Origin of the sequence: Streptomyces sp. BBFR25 (assembly GCF_044590125.1) — a bacterium.
Classification (GTDB): domain Bacteria; phylum Actinomycetota; class Actinomycetes; order Streptomycetales; family Streptomycetaceae; genus Streptomyces; species Streptomyces canus_D.
This window is the reverse complement of sequence record NZ_CP172447.1, coordinates 2,054,235-2,075,906: the sequence shown is the minus strand read 5'-3', so window position 1 is coordinate 2,075,906 and position 21,672 is coordinate 2,054,235. Positions and strand designations below refer to the sequence as shown.

Sequence of the window (21,672 nt, the reverse complement as noted above, 5' to 3'; positions counted from 1 at the left end):
GGGCCGCCGGCGGTACGGCGTGTGCGGGTCGTGTGTGGTTCTCGCGCAGTTCCCCGCGCCCCTGAGGGGGCGCGTCCACTCCCCTGGGTGACAAGGGCGGGCCGGTCGCACTCCCGGGCTCGGACCTCGTAAGGTCGTGTCCGTGCTTGAGGAGATGCGGATACGGTCGCTCGGGGTCATCGACGACGCCGTGGTCGAGCTGTCGCCCGGGTTCACCGCTGTCACCGGTGAGACGGGTGCCGGCAAGACCATGGTGGTCACCAGCCTGGGCCTGCTGCTGGGCGGACGCGCGGACGCGGCGCTCGTGCGGATCGGGGCGAAGAGCGCGGTCGTCGAGGGGCGCATCACCGTGCCCGGCGACGCCGCGGCCGCCGTCCGGGCCGAGGAGGCCGGGGCCGAGCTGGACGACGGGGCGCTGCTGATCAGCCGTACCGTGTCCGCCGAGGGGCGCTCGCGCGCGCATCTGGGCGGGCGGACGGTGCCGGTGGGGATGCTCGCCGAGCTGGCCGACGAGCTGGTGGCCGTGCACGGGCAGACCGACCAGCAGGGGCTGCTCAAGCTGTCCCGGCAGCGGCAGGCGCTCGACCGGTACGCGGGCGACGCGGTCGCCGGACCGCTCACCAAGTACGCCGAGGCGTACCGACGGCTGCGGGCCGTCACCACGGAGCTGGAGGAGATCACCACGCGCGCGCGTGAGCGCGCCCAGGAGGCCGACCTCCTGCGCTACGGCCTCGACGAGATCGCGGCCGTCGAGCCGCGCGCCGGTGAGGACGTGGAGCTGGCGGAGGAGGCGGAGCGGCTGGGACACGCCGAGGCACTCGCGTCGGCCGCCACGGCCGCCCACGCCGCCCTGGCGGGCAACCCGGAGGACCCCGAGGGCGTGGACGGCTCCACGCTCGTCGCGGGCGCGCAGCGGGCCCTGGACGCCGTACGGTCCCACGACCCGGCGCTGGCCGCGCTCGCCGAGCGGATCGGTGAGGTCGGCATCCTGCTGCGCGACGTGGCCGGGGAACTCGCCGGGTACGCCGACGACCTGGACGCCGATCCGCTGCGCCTCGCGGCGGTCGAGGAGCGCCGGGCCGCGCTGACCGCGCTGACCCGGAAGTACGGCGAGGACATCGCGGCCGTGCTGAGCTGGGCCGAGCAGAGCGCCGCGCGGCTGACCGAGCTGGACGGGGACGACGAGCGGATCGGCGAGCTGACCGCCGAGCGGGACGCGCTGCGGGCGGAACTGGGCGGGCTCGCCCAGGCGCTGACCGACGCGCGCACCGAGGCCGCCGAGCGGTTCGCGGCCGCGGTGACCGCCGAGCTGGCGTCGTTGGCCATGCCCCACGCGCGCGTGTCGTTCGAGATCCGGCAGACCGAGGACCCGGAGGGCGTCGAGGTCGGCGGGCGGACGGTCGCCTGCGGGCCGTCGGGCGCCGACGAGGTGGAGCTGCTGCTGGCCCCGCATCCCGGCGCGCCGCCGCGGCCGATCGCCAAGGGCGCGTCCGGTGGTGAGCTGTCGCGCGTGATGCTGGCCGTGGAGGTCGTCTTCGCGGGCACCGATCCCGTGCCGACGTACCTGTTCGACGAGGTCGACGCCGGAGTCGGCGGCAAGGCGGCGGTGGAGATCGGGCGGCGGCTGGCGCGGCTGGCGAAGAGCGCGCAGGTCGTGGTCGTCACGCATCTGCCGCAGGTGGCCGCGTTCGCCGACCGGCAGCTGCTGGTGGAGAAGACGAACGACGGCTCGGTCACCCGCTCCGGGGTGAAGGTCCTGGAGGGCGAGGACCGCGTGCGGGAACTCTCCCGGATGCTCGCCGGCCAGGAGGACTCGGAGACGGCCCGCGCCCACGCGGAGGAACTGCTGGAGACGGCCCGGGCGGACCGGTAGGGACTCCGGCGTCCGAGCGGGCGTGTCGGCCTCCTGGACCTGCGTCCCGGGCGGGGCGGTGTGCGTCGGCGTGACGTTCACTTGTACGGGTGGGACGGTGTCGTGTCGTTGCCCCGTCGGTCGTCCGGTCGTGGCGGTCGTCGTTCCCGGAACACCCGTGCGGCCTGGCATCCTTGACGGAGCAGCGCACCGGAATCCGCCCGGCGCGCCCCGTCCGCACCATCCTTCTGTACGTTCTTCGTGACCGTCCCCCGCCGAAACCAGGAGCCGCGGCCAGGTGACCCCCGTGAGCAGCCACTCACCGCACGGCCAGTCGCCGCTGCGCACCGTGCAGGTCCTGGGCGGCGGCAACGCCGGCAGCAGCGCGCACGTGCGCTCACTGGCCGCGGGGCTCGTCGCACGGGGCGTGAAAGTGACGGTGTGCGCCCCCTTTGATGCGGAGCGCACCTACGATTTCACGGGCGCCGGGGCCGACCATGTGCACGTGCCGCGCAGCAGCGACCCCGTCTCGGTGGCCGCGCTGCGGACGGTGTGCGCCGAGGCCGACCTGGTGCACGCGCACGGACTGCACGCCTCCTTCCGGGCCGTGCTGGCACTGAGCGGGCGGCGCGTGCGCACCCCGCTCGTCGTCACCTGGCACGACCGGGCGCACGCCGAAGGGGCCCGTGGCCAGCTGCTGCGCGTGCTGGAGCGGCGGGTGCTGAAGGCCGCCACCGTCGTGCTCGGCGCCACCTCGGAGCTGGTCGACGGGGCGCGGCGCACGGGCGCGCGGGACGCCCGTCTCGGCCCCGTCGCGCTTCCCGCCCGGCCGGACCCGCCCGCCGGACCCGAGGACCCCGACCGGCTGCGGCCCAAGGTCCGGGCCGAACTCGGCGTCATCGACCGCCCGTTGCTGGTCGCCGTCGGCTCCCTGGACCCGCACCGGGGGTACGACGTCCTGCTCGACGCCGCGCGCGCGTGGCGCCGCCTCGACCCGGCGCCGCTGGTCGTGGTCGCCGGGGAGGGGCCGCTGCGCGGCGAGTTGCAGGGGCGGATCGAGGGCGAGGGGCTGCCGGTGGTGCTCGTCGGCAGCCGCGACGACGTGCCCGACCTGCTGGCGGCGGCCGACCTGGCGCTGCTGCCGAGCCGCCGCGAGCCGGGGCGTTCCGTGCTCGCCCAGGAGGCGCTCCACGCGCGCGTGCCGCTCGTCGCCGGTGCTGTCGGCGGCATCCCCGAGCTGGTCGGCGACGCCGCCGAACTCGTGCCGCCGGGGGACGCCGAGGCCCTCGCCGACGCCGTGGTCCGTCTGCTCGCCGACCCCGCGCGGCGTAACGAGCTGCGGGAGCGGGGCGCACGGCAGGCGGCCACCTGGCCGACCGAGGACGAGACCGTCGCCCAGGTGCTGAGCATCTACGACGAGTTGACGCAGCCCACGCCGTTGCTCTAGGCACCCGCCCGCGGGCTCCGCCGGACAGGCCCTAAGGCACGTGCCGGCGGGCGCGCAGGGCCAGGCTCAACGCCAGTACGGTCTGCGGGTCGTCGAGGTCCGTGCCCAGCAACTCCCCGATCCGGGCCAGCCGGTTGTAGAGCGTCTGCCGGTTGAGGTGGAGTTCGCGCGCCGTCTCCGCCTTGCGGCCGGCGTGGGCCAGGTACGTCTGGAGGGTGGGCAGCAGCGGCGGCTTCGAGCGCTCGTCGTGGTCCCGCAGCGGGCCGATCGCCCGGTCCACGAACGCCGCGAGGTCCGGGTGGTCGCGCAGCCGCCACAGCAGCAGGTCGATGTCCAGGCGCCGGGCGTCGTACCAGGGCCGGTCGGTCAGGCCCTGCGCCGCGGTCGCCGTCTCCGCCGCGTGCCTGAGACTCGCCGAGGCCGCCGCCCAGCCGCCGGGCACCCCGACGACCACGACCGGCGGCTGCGCCCCCGGCCGGCGCATCCCTGCCCGCTCCACGCCCGCCCGCAGCGCCGCCGCGACCCGGTCGGCGACGGCCGCGCGCTCCGACTCCGAGCGCAGCCCCAGCAGCAGCGGGACGCGGCCCTCCACCGGCCGCACCCCCAGCAGGACCGGCACTCCCACCGAGGCCAGCTCCTCGGCGACCGCGCGCGCCAGCACCGCCCAGCCGCCGCCGGCCGGGGACAGGGCGTCGCCCAGGCGCATCACCACCGGCAGCAGCGGTCCCGAGCCCGGCTTGAAGCCCAGGACCCGGGCCTGCGCCGGGGCGTCCTGCGCGGTGATCCGGCCTTCGGCGAGGTCGGTGAGGAAGTCGCCCCGCCCGCGCGCGGCCAGCTCCTCCTCCTGCCGCGCCTGCATCAGCACCACGGCGAGGATGCCCGCCGCCCGCTCCGCCGCCATCCGGTGCACCGGCGCCGGTGAGGACCGTACGGGCAGCAGGACGAGGCGGGCCCGGACCGACCCCGTGCCCGGTCCGCCGCCGGGCACGTCCACGAGGACCGAGCCCGCCGGGGGCGGCGCCTCCTTGTGCGGGCCCCGCAGCCCTTCCCAGACCTGGAGGGGGTCGGCGCCCTCGGGGCCGGAACCGGCGGCGTACAGCAGGCGGCCGTCGGTGGTTTCCAGGAAGACCGGGTTGCCGGCGAAGTCGGCCAGGATGGCGAGGACCTGGGGCACTCCGCCGCCGCCCAGCAGGGCCTCGGTGCAGCGGCGGTGCACCTCCTCGGCCCGCTGGAGCAGCGTGTAGTGGCCGTTGACGATCTCGGTGTGGATCTCCTCGGTGACCGTCACGAACGGCACCTCGCGGTGCAGCTGCACCAGCGGCAGCCCGGCCGCGCGGGCCGTGTCGACCAACGCCGCCGGCAGCCGGGCGAAGCGCGGGCCCAGCTCCACGACGAGCGCCGCGATACCGCGCTCGGCCAGCGTGCGCACGAACGCCCGCTGCTCGGCGGGGCGGGTGCCGAGGCCGTACCCGGTGGTCAGCAGCAGTTCGCCGCCCTTGAGCAGCGAGGCGATGTTGGGCACTTCACCGGCGTGCACCCAGCGCACCGTGCGCTGCATGCGGTCGGCGCCCGCGAGGATCTCCGGCAGACCGCTGCGCAGCCCGGGCAGTTCCAGTGCCCGACGCACGGTGATCCCGGCGCCGTGCGTGTCGAATCCGCTGTTCATGCCGCTGTCCATGAGCCGGACGCTACCCGGCAAGGCCCCGCGCGGGACATCCACCCGGCCTCCCCCGGGTCGGCAGGCGTCCGCTGGGTAGGGCACCGGACATGGAGATCACCGTCGTGGCCGCCGCACGTGAGGACGCCAGCCCCCTCGACGAGCCCCTGCGGGTGGCACATCAGGCAGACCGGCTGGGATACCCCGAGGTGTGGCTGGGGGAGGGGCCGACCTGGGACGCGTTCGTGCTGGCCGCGGCCGTCGGGGCGGGCACGCGGCGGGTCGCGCTCACCGCCGGGCCGGTCGCCGTGTCGGTGCGCGACCCGCACGGCATCGCGCGGGGCGCCGCCTCGGTCGCCGCGGTCACCGGGCGCCCGGTCGGTGTGGCGCTGGGCACGTCCAGCAAGCGGGTCGTCGAGGGGGTGCACGGCCGGGCCCGGGAACGTCCGGCGGCCACGCTGGAGGCGACCGCCGCGGCGCTGCGGGACCTTCTCCACGGGGTGCCGGGCGAGCCCGTCGTGCCCGGCAGCGCCTTCCCGCGCCGCCACCGGCCGCCGGGCGGTCCGCTCACCGTGGCGGCCTTCGGCGAGCGCGCGATCTCCGTCGCCGCACGGTACGCCGACCGCATGCTCCTCGACGTGGTCTCGCCCGAGCAGGTCCGGGTCCTGCGCGGCAAGCTGCTCGCGGCGTCCGGCGAGGCCGGACGGACCCCGCCGGTGCTGGCCGCCTGGGTCCCCGCCGCCGTCGACCCGGACCCCGCCTCCCTCACCCAGGTCATGCGCAGCGTCGTGGGGTATCTCACGGTGCCCGGCTACCGCGAGATGTTCGAGGAGGCCGGCTTCGGCGAGGCGGTCGCGCTGGCCCGCACGGGAGCCGACGCGGACGTCCTGCTGCGGGCGCTGCCGGAGGAGGCGGCGGCCACCGTGGGCCTGATCGGCGACCGCGACACCGTACGGGCCCGGATGGACGTGTACGCGGAGGCCGGCCTGGACGAAATCGCCCTGGTACCGGCGACGACCGGCGACCCGGGCGGAGAACGCACCCTGACGGCACTGGCTCCCTGACCGACGTGGGCGGCCCGCCGTGGGCCGTTGGTGACGGCGGGCGCAGCTCTGGTCGGCTGGTGCCGTGGGCCGGGGGACCGGTGGTCGTCTGGTGTGCCGGGCCACGAGTGGCGGGCCGCCACCATGGGGGTCGGGAGCGTCAGGGCCCCGTCCCGGCCCGCCGTGGGCCGTTGGTGACCGCAGGCGCGGCTTCGGTCGGCTCGGTGCCGTGGGCCGGGGCACCGGCGGCCGTCCGGTGCGCCTGGGCGCCGCGCGGGCGTCCGGTGCGGGGCCGTAGTACCCCGCACCCGGTGCTCAGACCCGCTCCCAGCCCCTGGGCTCAGCCCCCGTACGCCCCGCTCGCCGTCAGCCTCAGGGCCGTGTCGATCAGGGGGACGTGGCTGAAGGCCTGGGGGAAGTTGCCGACCTGGCGCTGCAGGCGGGGGTCCCACTCCTCGGCCAGGAGGCCGAGGTCGTTGCGGAGGGAGAGGAGCTTCTCGAAGAGCCTGCGGGCCTCGTCCACGCGGCCGATCATCGCCAGGTCGTCGGCCATCCAGAACGAGCAGGCGAGGAACGCGCCCTCGTCGCCGGGGAGGCCGTCCACGCCCTCGTCCTTGCCGTCCGTCGGGTAGCGCAGGATGAAGCCGTCCGAGGTGGACAGCTCGCGCTGGATGGCCTCGATGGTGCCGATGACCCGCTTGTCGTCCGGCGGCAGGAAGCCCATCTGCGGGATCAGCAGCAGGGAGGCGTCCAGCTCCTGGGAGCCGTAGGACTGCGTGAAGGTGTTGCGTTCCTTGTCGTACCCCTTCTCGCACACGTCCCGGTGGATGTCGTCGCGCAGCTGCTTCCAGCGCTCCAGCGGACCGTCCGCGTCGCCGGACTCGATCAGCTTGATGGTGCGGTCGACGGCGACCCAGGCCATCACCTTCGAGTGCACGAAGTGGCGGCGCGGGCCGCGCACCTCCCAGATGCCCTCGTCCGGCTCGTGCCAGTGGGACTCCAGGTAGCGGATCAGCTTGAGCTGGAGCACCGAGGCGTAGTCGTTGCGGGCCAGGCCCGTCATGTGGCCCAGGTGCAGGGCCTCGGTCACCTCGCCGTAGACGTCCAGCTGGAGCTGGTGGGCCGCGCCGTTGCCGACCCGGACCGGGCCGGAGCCCTCGTAGCCCGGCAGCCAGTCCAGCTCCGCCTCGCCCAGCTCCCGCTCGCCGGCGATGCCGTACATGATCTGCAGGTTCTCGGGGTCGCCGGCGACCGCGCGCAGCAGCCACTCGCGCCAGGCGCGGGCCTCCTCGCGGTAACCGGTGCGCAGCAGCGAGGAGAGCGTGATCGCCGCGTCGCGCAGCCAGGTGTAGCGGTAGTCCCAGTTGCGCACCCCGCCGATTTCCTCCGGCAGGGAGGTGGTGGGCGCGGCGACGATGCCGCCGGTGGGGGCGTACGTCAGGGCCTTGAGCGTGATCAGGGAGCGCACCACGGCCTCCCGGTAGGGCCCGTGGTACGTACAGTGCTCGACCCAGTCGCGCCAGAAGTCCTCGGTGGCCACCAGCGACTGCTCCGGCTCCGGCAGCGCCGGCGGCTCCTTGTGCGACGGCTCCCACGAGATCGTGAACGCGATCCGGTCACCCGGCGCCACCGTGAAGTCCGCGTACGTGGTCAGCGCCTTGCCGTAGGTCTCCGCCTCCGTGTCGAACCACACGGAGTCCGGGCCCGCGACGGCCACCGTGCGGCCCTCGTGCTTGTGCACCCAGGGGACCACCCGGCCGTAGCTGAACCGCATCCGCAGCTCCGAGCGCATCGGCACCCGGCCGGAGACGCCCTCCACGATCCGGATCAGCTGCGGCGCGCCGTCGCGCGGCGGCATGAAATCGATCACCCGGACGGTGCCGCGCGGGGTGTCCCACTCGGACTCCAGGATCAGCGAGTCGCCGCGGTAGGTCCGCCGGGCCGAGGTGGGCGGTTCGGCGCCCGGCGCGTAGGCGGGGCCGAGCCGCCAGAAACCGTGCTCCCCGGTGCCCAGCAGGCCGGCGAAGATGGCATGCGAGTCGAAGCGGGGCAGGCACAGCCAGTCGACTGTGCCGTCCCGGCAGACCAGGGCAGCGGTCTGCATGTCTCCGATGAGTGCGTAGTCTTCGATGCGCCCGGCCACGTGCAACTCCAGTCGAACGGCCACGTCACCCCGCATGGGGGCGGTCGCTAGTGCGGTCAGCGGTCAAGGGTGGGGTCAGGGTCTGTGTCAGGGGATGTGTGTCGAGGATGTCTGTCCTGTGTGCCATGCCTCGTTGAGTGATGAAGCAAAGCAGCCGTCCGGCCGTGCAGCCAAACGTGGTGCCCCGAACGACAATTGTTGCTCAACGAACTGACGAGCTCTCGTTGTTCCGGTGCTGACGGGCGAGGGGTGGTGCCATGTCGCCGGGCGGGCTCGGCAGCGAACGTCCGAGCAGGATACGACGCACGTAGATGATCTGTGTGCCGCTCCGGGCAACCCGGGTCCGCCGAACGGGTGACCGCCGGGTGAGGAAACGGTAACGGTCCCACCTGCGTGTCCGTGCGTGCGCGGAGGGTGGCCGGACGCCATCGCCCCGAGGCGCTGATACGCTGGTAGCCCGTGGACCGGTGGGAGAAAAACCCCGGAACCGCAGCGACGGCGCCGCCGACGACACCCGGGACGACCGGGGCGGAGGACGAACGCACCGCACCCCAGACCGCGACCACGGGAGCCCCCTCTTGGCCATGCCGCCCAAATCTTCGACGACCAAGCACATCTTCGTCACCGGGGGTGTCGCCTCCTCGCTCGGCAAGGGGCTCACCGCCTCCAGCCTCGGCATGCTGCTCAAGGCCCGGGGCCTGCGCGTCGTGATGCAGAAGCTCGACCCGTACCTGAACGTCGACCCCGGCACGATGAACCCCTTCCAGCACGGTGAGGTGTTCGTCACCAACGACGGTGCCGAGACCGACCTGGACATCGGCCACTACGAGCGCTTCCTCGACCGCGACCTCGACGGCTCGGCCAACGTCACCACCGGCCAGGTCTACAACACGGTGATCGCCAAAGAGCGGCGCGGCGAGTACCTGGGCGACACCGTCCAGGTCATCCCGCACATCACCAACGAGATCAAGCACCGCATCCGCCGCATGGCGACGGACGAGGTCGACGTCGTGATCACCGAGGTCGGCGGCACCGTCGGCGACATCGAGTCGCTGCCGTTCCTGGAGACCGTCCGCCAGGTCCGGCACGAGGTCGGCCGGGACAACGTGTTCGTCGTGCACATCTCCCTCCTGCCCTACATCGGCCCGTCGGGCGAGCTGAAGACCAAGCCGACCCAGCACAGCGTCGCCGCCCTGCGCAACATCGGCATCCAGCCGGACGCGATCGTCCTGCGCTGCGACCGCGAGGTCCCGACCGCGATCAAGCGCAAGATCTCGCTGATGTGCGACGTCGACGAGGCGGCCGTGGTGGCCTGCCCCGACGCCCGCTCCATCTACGACATCCCCAAGGTCGTCCACACCGAGGGCCTGGACGCCTACGTCGTCCGCAAGCTGGACCTGCCGTTCCGCGACGTGGACTGGACGACCTGGGACGACCTGCTCGACCGCGTGCACAAGCCCGAGCACGAGATCGTCATGGCCCTGGTCGGCAAGTACATCGACCTGCCCGACGCCTACCTCTCGGTCACCGAGGCGCTGCGCGCGGGCGGCTTCGCCAACAAGGCCCGCGTGAAGATCAAGTGGGTCACGTCCGACGACTGCAAGACCCCGGCCGGTGCCAAGGCGCAGCTCGGCGACGTCGACGCGATCTGCATCCCCGGCGGCTTCGGCGAGCGCGGTGTGACCGGCAAGGTCGGCGCGATCAAGTACGCCCGTGAGAACGGGATCCCGCTGCTGGGCCTCTGCCTCGGCCTGCAGTGCATCGTGGTCGAGGCCGCGCGCAACCTGGCCGGCATCGCGGACGCCAACTCCACCGAGTTCGACCCCGCCACCGCCCACCCGGTCGTCTCCACCATGGCCGAGCAGCTGGACATCGTGGCCGGCGAGGGCGACATGGGCGGCACGATGCGGCTCGGCATGTACCCGGCGAAGCTGGCCGAGGGCTCCATCGTGCGCGAGGTCTACGACGGCAAGGAGTACGTCGAGGAGCGGCATCGCCACCGCTACGAGGTGAACAACGCCTACCGCGCGGAGCTGGAGAAGAAGGCCGGCATCCTCTTCTCGGGCACCTCCCCGGACGGCAAGCTCGTCGAGTACGTCGAGTACCCGCGCGACGTCCACCCCTACCTGGTCGCCACGCAGGCGCACCCGGAGCTGCGCTCGCGTCCGACCCGCCCGCACCCGCTCTTCGCCGGGCTGGTCAAGGCCGCGGTCGAGCGGAAGACGTCGAAGTAACACACCAGTTGTACGGTGGCCGGGGCGCGCGCACTCAACGGCGCGGGCCCCGGCTTTCGCGTACGTCTGGAAGGGCAGGTCAGGCATGACGGGCAGCACGATCAAGGACACTCCCGAGGAGTGGGAGATCCGGGGCAGCCAGACCCCCTTCCGGGGCAAGAAGACCTCGGTCCGCACGGACGACGTGGTGATGCCCGACGGCTCGGTCGTGACCCGCGACTACCAGGTCCACCCCGGCTCGGTCGCCGTCCTCGCCCTGGACGCGGAGGGCCGGGTGCTGGTCATCCGGCAGTACCGGCACCCCGTGCGCGAGAAGCTGTGGGAGATCCCGGCCGGACTGCTCGACGTCCCCGGCGAGAACCCGCTGCACGCCGCCCAGCGCGAGCTGTACGAGGAGGCGCACGCCAAGGCCGAGGACTGGCGGGTGCTGACCGACGTCTACACCACCCCCGGCGGTTGCGACGAGGCCGTACGGATCTTCCTCGCCCGGGACCTGTCCGAGGCCGCCGGTGAGCGCTTCGAGGTCGAGGACGAAGAGGCCGACATGGAGCTGGAGCGGGTGCCCGTCGCCGACCTGGTCCGGGGCGTGCTCGCGGGCGAGCTGCACAACAACTGCCTGGTCGTGGGCGTGCTCTCGCTGGTCGCCGCCGAGCGGGGCGACGGGCTCGACGCCCTGCGCCCGGCCCTGGCGCCGTGGCCGGCGCGGCCCTTCGAGGCGTAGGGAACGGTCAGGTACCCAGCGGTACGGGAGCCGGGGCGGCCGGTCCGCGTGGTCGGCGGGCGCCCCGCGATGCCGCCTGGCGGGGGCTCCGCCGGCCGCCTTGCCGCAAGGGCCCGGCCTTCGCCCGTCGGACCGACCCGGACGGGCAGGCGCCGGTCCGGGCCCGCGTCCGGGACCCGTCCGGCGGAGGCGAGGCGCGGAGGCCGGGGCCGGCCCGATGCCCCACCCGTCCGGTGTGACCATCGGCTGATCCGATCGGGGGATGTGCCCGCCGCGCTCCACCGGGAACGTCGCAGACCGTGAACTAGGCTCGGAATCGCCCGAACCGGGCTTCCGGCGGGCACCGGCGTGCGGTGGGATCGGGAGTGTGGCCCGTGACGGATCAGGCGGTGGACACGGACGGCGTACGACTGTCTCCGGACCCTGCGGACAGCGGATTCCTGGGCCGCACCCGGGAGCTGAAGGAGCTGCGCGCCGACATCGAGCGCGCCGGCCTCGACACCCTCTCCGGCCGCAAGGCCCCCCGCGCGCGCGTGCTGCTCATCGCGGGCCGTCCCGGCTCGGGGCGCACCGCACTCGCGGAGGAACTGGCCGCCCGGGTCGCGGACGCCTACCCGGACGGCGTGCTGCGGGCCCGGCTGAGCGAGCCGGACGGCACCCCCGTCCCCGTCGGACGCCTCGCCCGGGACCTGCTCACCGCACTGGACCGCACCGCGCCGCCCGGGGCCGACGAGGACGACCTCACCGAGGCCCTGCGCACCGCGCTCGCCGACCGCAGGGTCCTGCTCCTGCTGGACGCCGTCGCCGACGCCGAGCAGGTCGACGCCCTGCTGCCCGACACCCCGGACTGCCTGGCCGTTGCCGTGGCCGAGGGCCCGCTGACCGGCATCGCGGACGTCCGTCCGTGCACGCTGGGCGGCCTGGACACCAAGTCGGCCGTGGAACTGCTGTCCCGCCACACCGGCTCGGTCCGCATCACCGTCGACCCCCGGGCCGCCGAACAGCTGGTCGAGCTGTGCCAGGCCCAGCCCGCCGCGCTGACCCTGGCCGGCGGCTGGCTCGCGGCCCGCCCCCAGGCGGCCGTCGCCGACCTGGCCAAGCACCTGCACGCGGAGAGCGACGAGGGGAGCGCGCTCGACCGCGTCTTCCGCCTCGTCTACGCGTCGCTGCCCAGCACCGCCGCCCGCATGCTGCGGCTGCTCTGCCTCGCCCCGGCGGGCCTGGTCGACCCGCACACCGCCTCCGCGCTCGCCGGCTGCTCGGTGAGCGGCGCCCGCACCACCCTGGACGACTTCGTCGCCCACGGCCTGCTGCGCGCCGCCGACTCGCCGCTGCCCGAGTACGAGGTCCCCGGGTGCCTGCACGAGCGGCTGAGCGCCCTCGCCCGCAAGCACGACCGGCCCGCCGAGCTGCAACTGGCCCGCGCCCGCATGCTGGAGCGCACGGTGCGGCTGCTCCAGTCCTGCCGGGCGGTCACCGAGACCGACAGCCCGCAAGCCCGCGAGAAACTCCTCGCCACGCCGCGCGACCTGCGCTTCCCGCACCCCAGGGCCGCCGCCGACTGGCTGCGCGCCCGGCGCCCCGCCCTGCTGGCCGCGGCCCGCCTCGCGGTCGCCGACGGCGAGCTGGACACCCTCGCCCGCAGACTGATGTCCCAGCTGGTGCGGGCCATGGTCGCCCACTTCGGCACCCAGGCCGCCGCCCCCGACCTGTACGGCGTCCACCGCCTCGTCCTCGACGTGGCCGAGCGGCGCGAGCTGCCCCGGGAGAAGGCCGCGGCGCTGCTGAACCTGGCCGACCTGGACGCCCGCACCGGCCGCACCGCCGAGGCCCTGGTGCGCTACCGGGCCGCGCTGGACGCCGGACGCGAGGCGAACGACCCGTACGCGACCGGCCGCGCGATGGAATCCGTCGGCGGCGCCCACCTGGAGCTGGGGGACTACGACCGCGCCGCCGACTGGTTCGGCCGGGCCCTCGCCCAGCGCCTGGCCCGGGACGAACGCGCCGACGCCGCCCGGATCTACGGCCGCCTCGCCACCGCCCACACCTACGCCGGACGCTACGGCGAGGCGGTGCGCTGCTGGCGCGCCGCGGTGGCCGGGTACCGCAAGGCGGGGGACGTGGCCGCGCACGCGCGGGCGCTGTCCGAGCTGGCCCGGGTCCAGGAGTACGCCGGGCGCCCCGAGGAGTCACTGCGCACCTGCCGGGAGGCCGTCGACTGGGCCCGCCGGGCCGAGGACGTACGGCTCCAGGCCGCGCTGCACCTGCGGCTCGCCGACACCCTGGACCGGCTCGGCGACCCCACCGCGGCGGGCCTGGAGCGGGGCACGGCCGAACGGATGTTGAGGGAAGATCCCGCAGAAGCCTGCGAAATCCGCAGCGCGGTGACTGAAGATTGATGCTTTGAAAGGCTAGACAGAGAGAACACCTTCATTAGACTGGCTCTGCCGCACGTTCTCCTGCGGTCTCTCCCGGTGTGCCCGCGCTTGAGTGGGTATGCCTTGTAATAGCCCATCCTCTGAGCCAAGGACCGTGATCCACGTGAAGGTCGGCATCCCCCGCGAGGTCAAGAACAACGAGTTCCGGGTGGCCATCACCCCCGCCGGCGTGCACGAGCTGGTGCGCCACGGTCACCAGGTCGTCATCGAGCGCAATGCCGGAGTCGGCTCCTCGATCCCCGACGCGGAGTACGTCGCGGCCGGCGCGCGGATACTCGACACCGCCGACGAGGTGTGGGCCACCGCGGACCTGCTCCTGAAGGTCAAGGAGCCGATCGCGGAGGAGTACCACCGCCTGCGCAAGGACCAGACGCTCTTCACCTACCTGCACCTGGCCGCGTCCAAGGAGTGCACGGACGCGCTCATCGAGTCCGGCACCACCGCCATCGCCTACGAGACGGTCGAGCTGCCCGGCCGCGCGCTGCCGCTGCTGGCTCCGATGTCCGAGGTCGCGGGCCGGATCGCCCCGCAGGTCGGCGCCTACCACCTGATGGCCCCCAACGGCGGGCGCGGCGTGCTGCCCGGCGGCGTGCCGGGCGTGACCCCCGCCAAGGCCGTCGTCATCGGCGGTGGCGTCTCCGGCTGGAACGCCACCCAGATCGCCGTCGGCATGGGCTTCGACGTGACCCTGCTCGACCGCGACATCAACAAGCTGCGCGAGGCCGACAAGATCTTCGGCACCAAGGTCAAGGCCGTCATGTCCAACTCCTTCGAGCTGGAGAAGGCCGTCGTCGACGCCGACCTGGTCATCGGCGCGGTGCTCATCCCGGGCGCCAAGGCCCCGAAGCTGGTCACCAACGAGCTGGTCTCCCGCATGAAGCCGGGCAGTGTCCTTGTCGACATCGCGATCGACCAGGGCGGCTGCTTCGAGGACTCGCACCCCACCACGCACGCCGAGCCGACCTTCAAGGTCCACAACTCGGTCTTCTACTGCGTCGCCAACATGCCGGGCGCGGTGCCCAACACCTCCACCAACGCGCTCACCAACGCCACGCTGCCCTACATCGTCGAGCTGGCCGACCGCGGCTGGGCCGAGGCGCTGCGCCGCGACCCCGCGCTGGCCAAGGGTCTCAACACCCATGACGGCAAGGTGGTTTACCGCGAGGTCGCCGAGGCGCACGGCCTGGAGTATGTCGACCCGGCGACACTGCTCGCCTAAGTCATCAAACGGCAAAGGCGATACGTCAACAGCGGTCGTCAACCCCGCACACCCGGCCGGACCTTGCCCGACAAGGTCCGGCCGGGTGTGTGTATGGTCACTTTGCGATTCTCGGTCAACTCGCCTCGAACGTAACGCTTCAACCGATTCGCGCACCGGTGAAACCTGCTGTGCGACGGCCGTACGCCCTTGACAGAGGGATGTTTCATTGCCGACACATCGGGCCGGGTCCGGCGGATTGTGTTGCTGCGGACGGCCGACACGCCATAGAGTCGCCGAACGTCGGCATGGTGCCACGCTGACCTGTCTAGAAGTTCCCTGGTCACCAAGGAGGTAAGACGACTTGTGAATGAGTCGACATTTACTCCCGGGGGTGGTCAACCAGGAATGCCGGCACGGACCCACGGTCCCGGGCGTCTCGAGGCTGTCGGCTCCGTGGCTGTACGCACCTTGGCAGCCGACCACCAGAGTCCGCAGGCAACTCGGACAGCACACATGAGTATGGATGGCCAACACGTGAACGCCATGGCCGGCGACGGAAGTGGCGCGCCACGCAACCACTTCGCCGACTACGACGAACTGCCCGAGGGGCACTTCTACGACCCGGACGCGGAGTACGAGCCGGATCCCGAGTACGCCGCCACGCTCGCGCCCGACGCGGCCCGACAGCGCCGCGAGCGCATCGGCCCGACCGGACGCCCGCTGCCGTACTTCCCGATCCCGGGCCCGCTGACCGAGCACGGCCCCGCCAAGATCATCGCGATGTGCAACCAGAAGGGCGGCGTGGGCAAGACCACGTCGACCATCAACCTGGGTGCCGCGCTCGCCGAGTACGGGCGCCGGGTGCTGCTCGTCGACTTCGACCCGCAGGGCGCGCTGTCGGTCGGACTCGGCGTCAACCCGATGGAGCTCGACCTCACCGTCTACAACCTGCTCATGGAGCGGGGCATGGCGGCCGACGAGGTGCTGCTGAAGACCGCGGTCCCCAACATGGACCTGCTGCCCAGCAACATCGACCTGTCGGCCGCCGAGGTGCAGCTGGTGAGCGAGGTCGCGCGCGAGTCCACCCTCCAGCGGGCGCTGAAGCCGCTGATGGACGACTACGACTACATCGTGATCGACTGCCAGCCCTCGCTCGGCCTGCTCACGGTCAACGCGCTGACCGCGGCGCACAAGGTGATCGTGCCGCTGGAGTGCGAGTTCTTCGCGCTGCGCGGTGTGGCACTGCTGACCGAGACGATCGAGAAGGTCCAGGAGCGGCTCAACCCCGACCTGGAGCTGGACGGCATCCTCGCCACGATGTACGACTCGCGCACCGTGCACAGCCGTGAGGTGCTCGCGCGGGTCGTCGAGGCGTTCGACGACCACGTCTACCACACGGTCATCGGGCGCACGGTCCGCTTCCCGGAGACCACGGTCGCCGGTGAGCCGATCACCACGTACGCGTCCAACTCCGTCGGTGCCGCCGCCTACCGCCAGCTCGCCAGGGAGGTGCTCGCCCGGTGTCACGCCGAGTGAGTCTGCCGGGGGCCGACGAACTCTTCCGTACGACAGGGGGAATGGCGCTCCAGGCGTCCACCCCGCGGCGACCGGCGGGCGGCGAGGCCCGGGTGCCGGCCCCGGCGGGGGAGAGCGACCAGGCCGCCGCCGAGGACGGACCGCAGTCGGTGCCCGCGCAGGCCGGGGACGGCGAGGGCGCGGAGCACGCCGCGGCGGACGCGGAGCCGGGCTCGGCGGGCGAGACGCACACGCGGGGCACGGAGCGCTCCGCACGGGCCTCCGGGCCGGGAGCGGGCGCGCAGGAAGGTTCTGCCGCCCCCGGCGCCGACCGGCCCCGCAAGCGCGGCAGGGCCGCCGCACGGCGCCCCAGCGGGCGTGAGCGCCACGACGAGAAGATCACCGTGTACGTCTCCGCCGAGGAGCTGATGGACCTGGAGCACGCCCGCCTGGTGCTCCGGGGCGAGCACGGCCTGGCCGTGGACCGCGGCCGCATCGTCCGCGAGGCCGTCGCCGTGGTCCTGGCGGACCTGGAGACCCGCGGGGACGCCAGCATCCTCGTACGACGGCTGCGCGGACGGTAGCGGTAGCCTGCGGGGGCCATGACCTCGAACGACGCCCCCCACCCCGGCCGCGGCCCGCGCGCCGGTCGCCGGCGTGCGCTGGGCCGGGGCCCGGAGACGCCGGGGGCTGCGCCGCTTCCGGAGGAGGCGCCTTCCGGCGACGGCACGTCCGGGACCGCGGGAGCGGCGCCCACCGAGCAGGACCTCGGGTCCGGACCGGCGCCCGCCCCCGCCGGACCGGCCACCGCATCGGCCGGGACGTCGGCCGCCGACCCGGGAGACCCGGCACGGGTCCGGGAGACGGCGGCGCCGGGCGCGGAGGAGCACGACCCCGGGGAGCAGGCCGAGGACCTCTCCGGTCGGCACGGTGCCGCCTCCTCCCAGGGGGCGTCGGAGGAGGACCCCGGTGAGGGGGGCGACGGTGTCTTCAAGGTGCGGCTCGCCAACTTCGAGGGGCCGTTCGATCTGCTGCTCCAGCTGATCTCCAAGCACAAGATGGACGTCACCGAGGTCGCGCTGTCGAAGGTGACCGACGAGTTCATGGCGCACATCCGGGCGATGGGGCCGGACTGGGACCTCGACCAGACCACCGAGTTCCTGGTGGTCGCGGCCACGCTGCTCGACCTGAAGGCGGCCCGGCTGCTGCCCGCCGCCGAGGTCGAGGACGAGGCCGACCTGGCCCTCCTGGAGGCCCGCGACCTGCTCTTCGCCCGCCTGCTCCAGTACCGCGCGTACAAGCAGATCGCGGAGATCTTCAACGAGCGGCTGGAGTCCGAGGCCCGCCGCTACCCCCGTACCGTCGGCCTGGAGCCCCACCACGCCGAGCTGCTGCCCGAGGTCGTCATCAGCATCGGGCCGGAGGGCTTCGCCAAGCTGGCCGTCAAGGCGATGCAGCCGAAACCCAAGCCGCAGGTGTACGTCGAGCACATCCACGCCCCCCTGGTCAGCGTGCAGGAGCAGGCCGGGATCGTGGTCGCACGCCTGAAGGAACTGGGCGAGGCCAGCTTCCGCGTGCTGGTCCAGGACACCGAGGACACCCTGACCGTCGTCGCCCGCTTCCTGGCCCTGCTGGAGCTGTACCGGGAGAAGGCCGTCGAGCTGGACCAGGAGACCGCGCTCGGCGACCTGCTGGTGCGCTGGACCGGCGGCGACGGTGAGGCGCAGCCGGTGGTGACCGACGAGTTCGACCGGCCGCCCGAGGCACCGAAGGAGGAGCAGAAGGCGTGAGGGAACCCACCACCGAGGCCGAAGCGGCCACCGAGGCCGAAGCGGCCATCGAGGCTCCGGACGGCCCGGAGGGCGTGGCCGGACTCGACCTCAAGCCCGCCCTCGAAGCCGTCCTCATGGTCGTCGACGAGCCCGCGACCGAGGAGCAGCTCGCGAAGATACTGCAACGGCCCCGGCGGCGGATCGCGGACGCCCTGCGCGAGCTGGCCGACGAGTACGCCGTCCAGGGCCGCGGCTTCGAGCTGCGCCTGGTCGCGGGCGGCTGGCGCTTCTACAGCCGGCCCGAGTACGCCGCGGCCGTCGAGGGCTTCGTCCTGGACGGCCAGCACGCCCGCCTCACCCAGGCCGCCCTGGAGACCCTCGCCGTGGTCGCCTACCGCCAGCCGGTCAGCCGCAGCCGGGTCTCCGCGGTGCGCGGCGTGAACTGCGACGGCGTGATGCGCACCCTCCTCCAGCGGGGTCTGGTCGAGGAGGCGGGTACGGAACCCGAAACAGGTGCGATCCTGTACGTGACGACGAACTACTTCCTGGAGCGGATGGGCCTGCGCGGCCTGGACGAGCTCCCGGAGCTCGCGCCCTTCCTCCCGGAGGCGGAGGCGATCGAGGCCGAGACGCTGGAAGCGGTCCCGTCGTTCGATCCGGACGCCCCGGATTCCGAGGGCGCACACGACAAGACGGAATTTTGATGCGAAGCAGCAGCGGCAGGAACAGCAGCGGAAACAACGGCGGGAGCCGTGGTGGCAACAGCGGCGGCCGCGGCGGAAGTGGCGGTGGCCGCGGCAACTACCGCGGCGCCGGCAACGACCGCGACGACAAGCAGGGCGGCCGTCCCAAGAAGCCGCGCCCGGAGGAGCGGCGCTACGACGTGGGCCCCGGCGCCACCAAGGACGGCCCGAAGTCGGGCCGCGGACCCTCGGCCCGCGGCGGGGCCAAGGGCGGCCCCAAGCGGCCCCAGCAGCGCGGCCGCAGCGCCCCGGCCACGTCCCGCGAGTACGAGACGCGGGCCGAGGAGCGCAACCGCGAGCGGTACGCGGGCAAGAAGGACGTCAAGCTGCCCAAGACCTTCCCGGGCGCCGAGCAGGAGGGCGAGCGGCTGCAGAAGGTCCTCGCGCGCGCGGGCTACGGCTCCCGACGCGCCTGCGAGGAGCTGATCGAGCAGGCCAGGGTCGAGATCAACGGCGAGATCGTGCTGGAGCAGGGCCGCCGCGTCGACCCGGAGAAGGACGAGGTCAAGGTCGACGGCCTGACCGTCGCCACGCAGTCGTACCAGTTCTTCTCGCTCAACAAGCCCGCCGGTGTCGTCTCCACCATGGAGGACCCGGAGGGCCGCCAGTGCCTCGGTGACTACGTCACCAACCGCGAGACCCGCCTCTTCCACGTCGGCCGGCTCGACACCGAGACCGAGGGCGTGATCCTGCTCACCAACCACGGCGAGCTGGCGCACCGCCTGACCCACCCCCGGTACGGCGTGAAGAAGACCTACCTCGCGCACATCGTGGGCCCGATCCCGCGCGACCTCGGCAAGCAGCTCAAGGACGGCATCCAGCTGGAGGACGGGTACGCGCGCGCGGACCACTTCCGGGTCGTCGAGCAGACCGGCAAGAACTACCTGGTCGAGGTCACCCTGCACGAGGGCCGCAAGCACATCGTGCGCCGGATGCTGGCGGAGGCGGGTTATCCCGTAGACAAGCTGGTGCGCACCGCCTTCGGCCCGATCACGCTGGGCGACCAGAAGTCGGGCTGGCTGCGCCGCCTGTCCAACACGGAGGTCGGGATGCTGATGCAGGAGGTCGAGCTCTAGGTCTCCTGGGTCTCCTCCGTCTCCGAGGGTTGTTCCGAGCACCCACCGTCTTTATAGTCGCAGTGACTATTAAGGGGGTGGGTGTTCGTGCACGGCTACGACAAGCACGCTTTCGAACCCTTCGCCGTCACCGTCGACCTCGCCGTGCTCACGCTCCGCGCGGGCGCCCTGCACGCGCTGCTCGTCGAGCGGGGCCAGGAGCCGTACGCGGGCCGCTGGGCGCTGCCCGGCGGCTTCCTGCTGCCCGTGGAGTCGGCCGAGGAGGCGGCCCGGCGCGAGCTGGCCGAGGAGACCGGCCTGGCGGACGTGACCGGGCTGCACCTGGAGCAGCTGCGGACCTACAGCGAACCCGGCCGCGACCCCCGGATGCGGGTCGTGTCCGTGGCCTTCGCCGCGCTGCTGCCCGACCCTCCCGAGCCGCACGGCGGCGGTGACGCGGCAACGGCCCGCTGGGTGCCGTACGACGAGGCCCGGGGCCTCGCCTTCGACCACGACCGGATCCTGGCCGACGCGCGGGACCGCGTCGGCGCCAAGCTCGAGTACACCTGCCTGGCCACCGCCTTCTGCCCGGACGAGTTCACGCTCGGCGAGTTGCAGCAGGTCTACGAGACGGTGTGGGGCACGGCCCTGGACCGGCCCAACTTCCGCCGCAAGGTCCTCGCCACCCCCGGCTTCGTCGAGCCCGTCCCGGGCGCCGCCCGCCTGACCGGAGGCCGCGGCAAGCCCGCCGCCGTATACCGCGCCGGCCCGGCCACCGCCCTGCACCCGCCCCTGCTCCGCACCCCTCGGGAAGGACGCCCCGCATGACCACGACCACCGGCACCAAGCGCGCCGCCACCGGAGCGCTCACCGGCCTCGCCCTCGGCGACGCGCTGGGCTTCCCGACCGAGTTCAACGACGTCCCGTCGATCCTCGCCAAGTGCGGCCCCTGGCGGGAGATGGCGCTGCCCCGGCCCGCGATCGTCACCGACGACACCCAGATGACACTGGCGCTGGGCAAGGGGCTGCGGACGGCCATGGACCGGGGGCTGCTCGGCCCGAAGCGGATGGAACGGCCGGTGCGCGAGGAGTTCGTCGACTGGTACCAGTCACCGGAGAACAATCGGGCGCCGGGCAACACCTGCCTCAAGGCTTGCAACCTCCTCAAGACCCCGGACCGCCCCTGGCAGGACGCCAGCCAGATCCACTCCAAGGGCTGCGGCGCCAACATGCGCGTCGCGCCGGTCGGGCTCGTCCCCGGCCTCAGCGACGAACAGCGCGCGGGCGCCGCCCAGTTGCAGTCCGCGCTCACCCACGGCCACCCCACCGCGCTCGCCGCCTCCGACCTCACGGCGCACGCCGTACGGCTGCTCGCCGAGGGCGCCGAGCCCACCGGCCTGGTCGGGCTGCTGCGCTCGTACGCCTACGACAACCGCACCCGGTACCACGAGCGCTGGCTCGGCGACCTGTGGACCCGCGCCCAGGACCCGACGCCCGAGCACTTCATCGCGCGCGGCTGGGACGAGTGCCTGGCGACACTCGACCGGCTCCAGGAGGCGGCGCGCACCGTCTCGCCCGAGACCGACCCCTGCCTGGCCGTCGGCGAGGGGTGGATCGCCGAGGAGGCCATGGCGGCCGGGCTGCTCTGCTTCCTGCTCTTCGTCGACGAGCCGCTCACCGCCCTGCGCCGCGGCGCCTGCACCTCGGGCGACTCCGACTCCATCGCCTGCCTCGCGGGCGCCTTCGCGGGCGCGCACCTGGGGGCCGACGCCTGGCCCGCCGACTGGGCGGACCGCATCGAGTACCGGGGCGACCTGCTGGCCCTGGGAGAACTCTGGGACGCTTGAGCGC

General features: G+C 73.4%; 16 protein-coding genes. 14 read left to right on the top strand and 2 right to left on the bottom strand.

Annotated features, from left to right (window positions below; all coding sequences use genetic code 11):
* The first annotated feature begins 154 nt into the window (after nucleotides 1-154).
* Complete coding sequence (gene recN, locus ACGH52_RS09385; RefSeq protein WP_076973673.1) at nucleotides 155-1,873, top strand: DNA repair protein RecN; 1,719 nt, start codon at nucleotides 155-157, stop codon at nucleotides 1,871-1,873.
* 277 nt (nucleotides 1,874-2,150) lie between these two features.
* Complete coding sequence (locus tag ACGH52_RS09380) at nucleotides 2,151-3,299, top strand: glycosyltransferase family 4 protein (RefSeq protein WP_399938569.1); 1,149 nt, start codon at nucleotides 2,151-2,153, stop codon at nucleotides 3,297-3,299.
* A gap of 31 nt (nucleotides 3,300-3,330) precedes the next feature.
* Here ACGH52_RS09380 and ACGH52_RS09375 read toward each other — a convergent pair whose 3' ends face one another.
* Nucleotides 3,331-4,977, bottom strand: coding sequence for a PucR family transcriptional regulator (locus ACGH52_RS09375; protein WP_399938567.1), 1,647 nt, complete (start codon nucleotides 4,975-4,977; stop codon nucleotides 3,331-3,333).
* An 89-nt stretch (nucleotides 4,978-5,066) separates the two neighbouring features.
* Between ACGH52_RS09375 and ACGH52_RS09370 the strand changes: the two genes are divergently transcribed.
* Nucleotides 5,067-6,020, top strand: a complete 954-nt coding sequence (locus ACGH52_RS09370) for an LLM class F420-dependent oxidoreductase (protein ID WP_399938565.1) — start codon at nucleotides 5,067-5,069, stop codon at nucleotides 6,018-6,020.
* A 319-nt stretch (nucleotides 6,021-6,339) separates the two neighbouring features.
* Here ACGH52_RS09370 and ACGH52_RS09365 read toward each other — a convergent pair whose 3' ends face one another.
* A complete protein-coding gene (locus ACGH52_RS09365) occupies nucleotides 6,340-8,142 on the bottom strand; it encodes a glycoside hydrolase family 15 protein (RefSeq protein WP_171987093.1) in 1,803 nt (600 codons plus the stop codon).
* Between the two features lie 584 nt (nucleotides 8,143-8,726).
* Between ACGH52_RS09365 and ACGH52_RS09360 the strand changes: the two genes are divergently transcribed.
* The 11 genes from ACGH52_RS09360 to ACGH52_RS09310 all read left to right on the top strand — a co-directional run bounded on the left by ACGH52_RS09360 (nucleotide 8,727) and on the right by ACGH52_RS09310 (nucleotide 21,668).
* Complete coding sequence (locus ACGH52_RS09360; protein WP_059299770.1) at nucleotides 8,727-10,376, top strand: CTP synthase; 1,650 nt, start codon at nucleotides 8,727-8,729, stop codon at nucleotides 10,374-10,376.
* A gap of 85 nt (nucleotides 10,377-10,461) precedes the next feature.
* Nucleotides 10,462-11,097 (top strand): NUDIX domain-containing protein, encoded by a 636-nt coding sequence (locus tag ACGH52_RS09355; protein ID WP_399938563.1) that lies wholly within the window; start codon nucleotides 10,462-10,464, stop codon nucleotides 11,095-11,097.
* A 374-nt stretch (nucleotides 11,098-11,471) separates the two neighbouring features.
* On the top strand, nucleotides 11,472-13,496 hold the full coding sequence (locus tag ACGH52_RS09350; RefSeq protein WP_399938561.1) for a tetratricopeptide repeat protein: 2,025 nt from the start codon (nucleotides 11,472-11,474) through the stop codon (nucleotides 13,494-13,496).
* Nucleotides 13,497-13,629: 133 nt separating this feature from the next.
* Nucleotides 13,630-14,754 carry an alanine dehydrogenase gene (ald, locus tag ACGH52_RS09345; RefSeq protein ID WP_198538641.1) on the top strand — a complete coding sequence of 375 codons (1,125 nt, stop codon included), beginning with the start codon at nucleotides 13,630-13,632 and terminating at the stop codon, nucleotides 14,752-14,754.
* Between the two features lie 387 nt (nucleotides 14,755-15,141).
* A complete protein-coding gene (locus tag ACGH52_RS09340) occupies nucleotides 15,142-16,272 on the top strand; it encodes a ParA family protein (RefSeq protein ID WP_171987084.1) in 1,131 nt (376 codons plus the stop codon).
* Complete coding sequence (locus ACGH52_RS09335; RefSeq protein ID WP_253191359.1) at nucleotides 16,257-16,835, top strand: hypothetical protein; 579 nt, start codon at nucleotides 16,257-16,259, stop codon at nucleotides 16,833-16,835. Before ACGH52_RS09340 ends, ACGH52_RS09335 begins: the two co-directional genes overlap by 16 nt.
* An 18-nt stretch (nucleotides 16,836-16,853) precedes the next feature.
* Nucleotides 16,854-18,041: a segregation and condensation protein A gene (locus tag ACGH52_RS09330; protein ID WP_399938558.1), complete on the top strand. Its 1,188-nt coding sequence runs from the start codon at nucleotides 16,854-16,856 to the stop codon at nucleotides 18,039-18,041.
* 116 nt (nucleotides 18,042-18,157) lie between these two features.
* A complete protein-coding gene (gene scpB, locus ACGH52_RS09325) occupies nucleotides 18,158-18,727 on the top strand; it encodes an SMC-Scp complex subunit ScpB (protein WP_238696843.1) in 570 nt (189 codons plus the stop codon).
* Nucleotides 18,727-19,842, top strand: a complete 1,116-nt coding sequence (locus tag ACGH52_RS09320) for a pseudouridine synthase (RefSeq protein ID WP_059299765.1) — start codon at nucleotides 18,727-18,729, stop codon at nucleotides 19,840-19,842. The genes scpB and ACGH52_RS09320 overlap by 1 nt, the downstream gene beginning before the upstream one ends.
* A gap of 87 nt (nucleotides 19,843-19,929) precedes the next feature.
* Entirely contained in the window at nucleotides 19,930-20,649 is a 720-nt protein-coding gene (locus ACGH52_RS09315) for an NUDIX hydrolase (protein WP_399938556.1), read from the top strand.
* The gene (locus ACGH52_RS09310) at nucleotides 20,646-21,668 is read left to right on the top strand and encodes an ADP-ribosylglycohydrolase family protein (protein WP_399938554.1); all 1,023 of its coding nucleotides are present in this window, start codon (nucleotides 20,646-20,648) and stop codon (nucleotides 21,666-21,668) included. Before ACGH52_RS09315 ends, ACGH52_RS09310 begins: the two co-directional genes overlap by 4 nt.
* The last annotated feature ends 4 nt before the right edge of the window (nucleotides 21,669-21,672 follow it).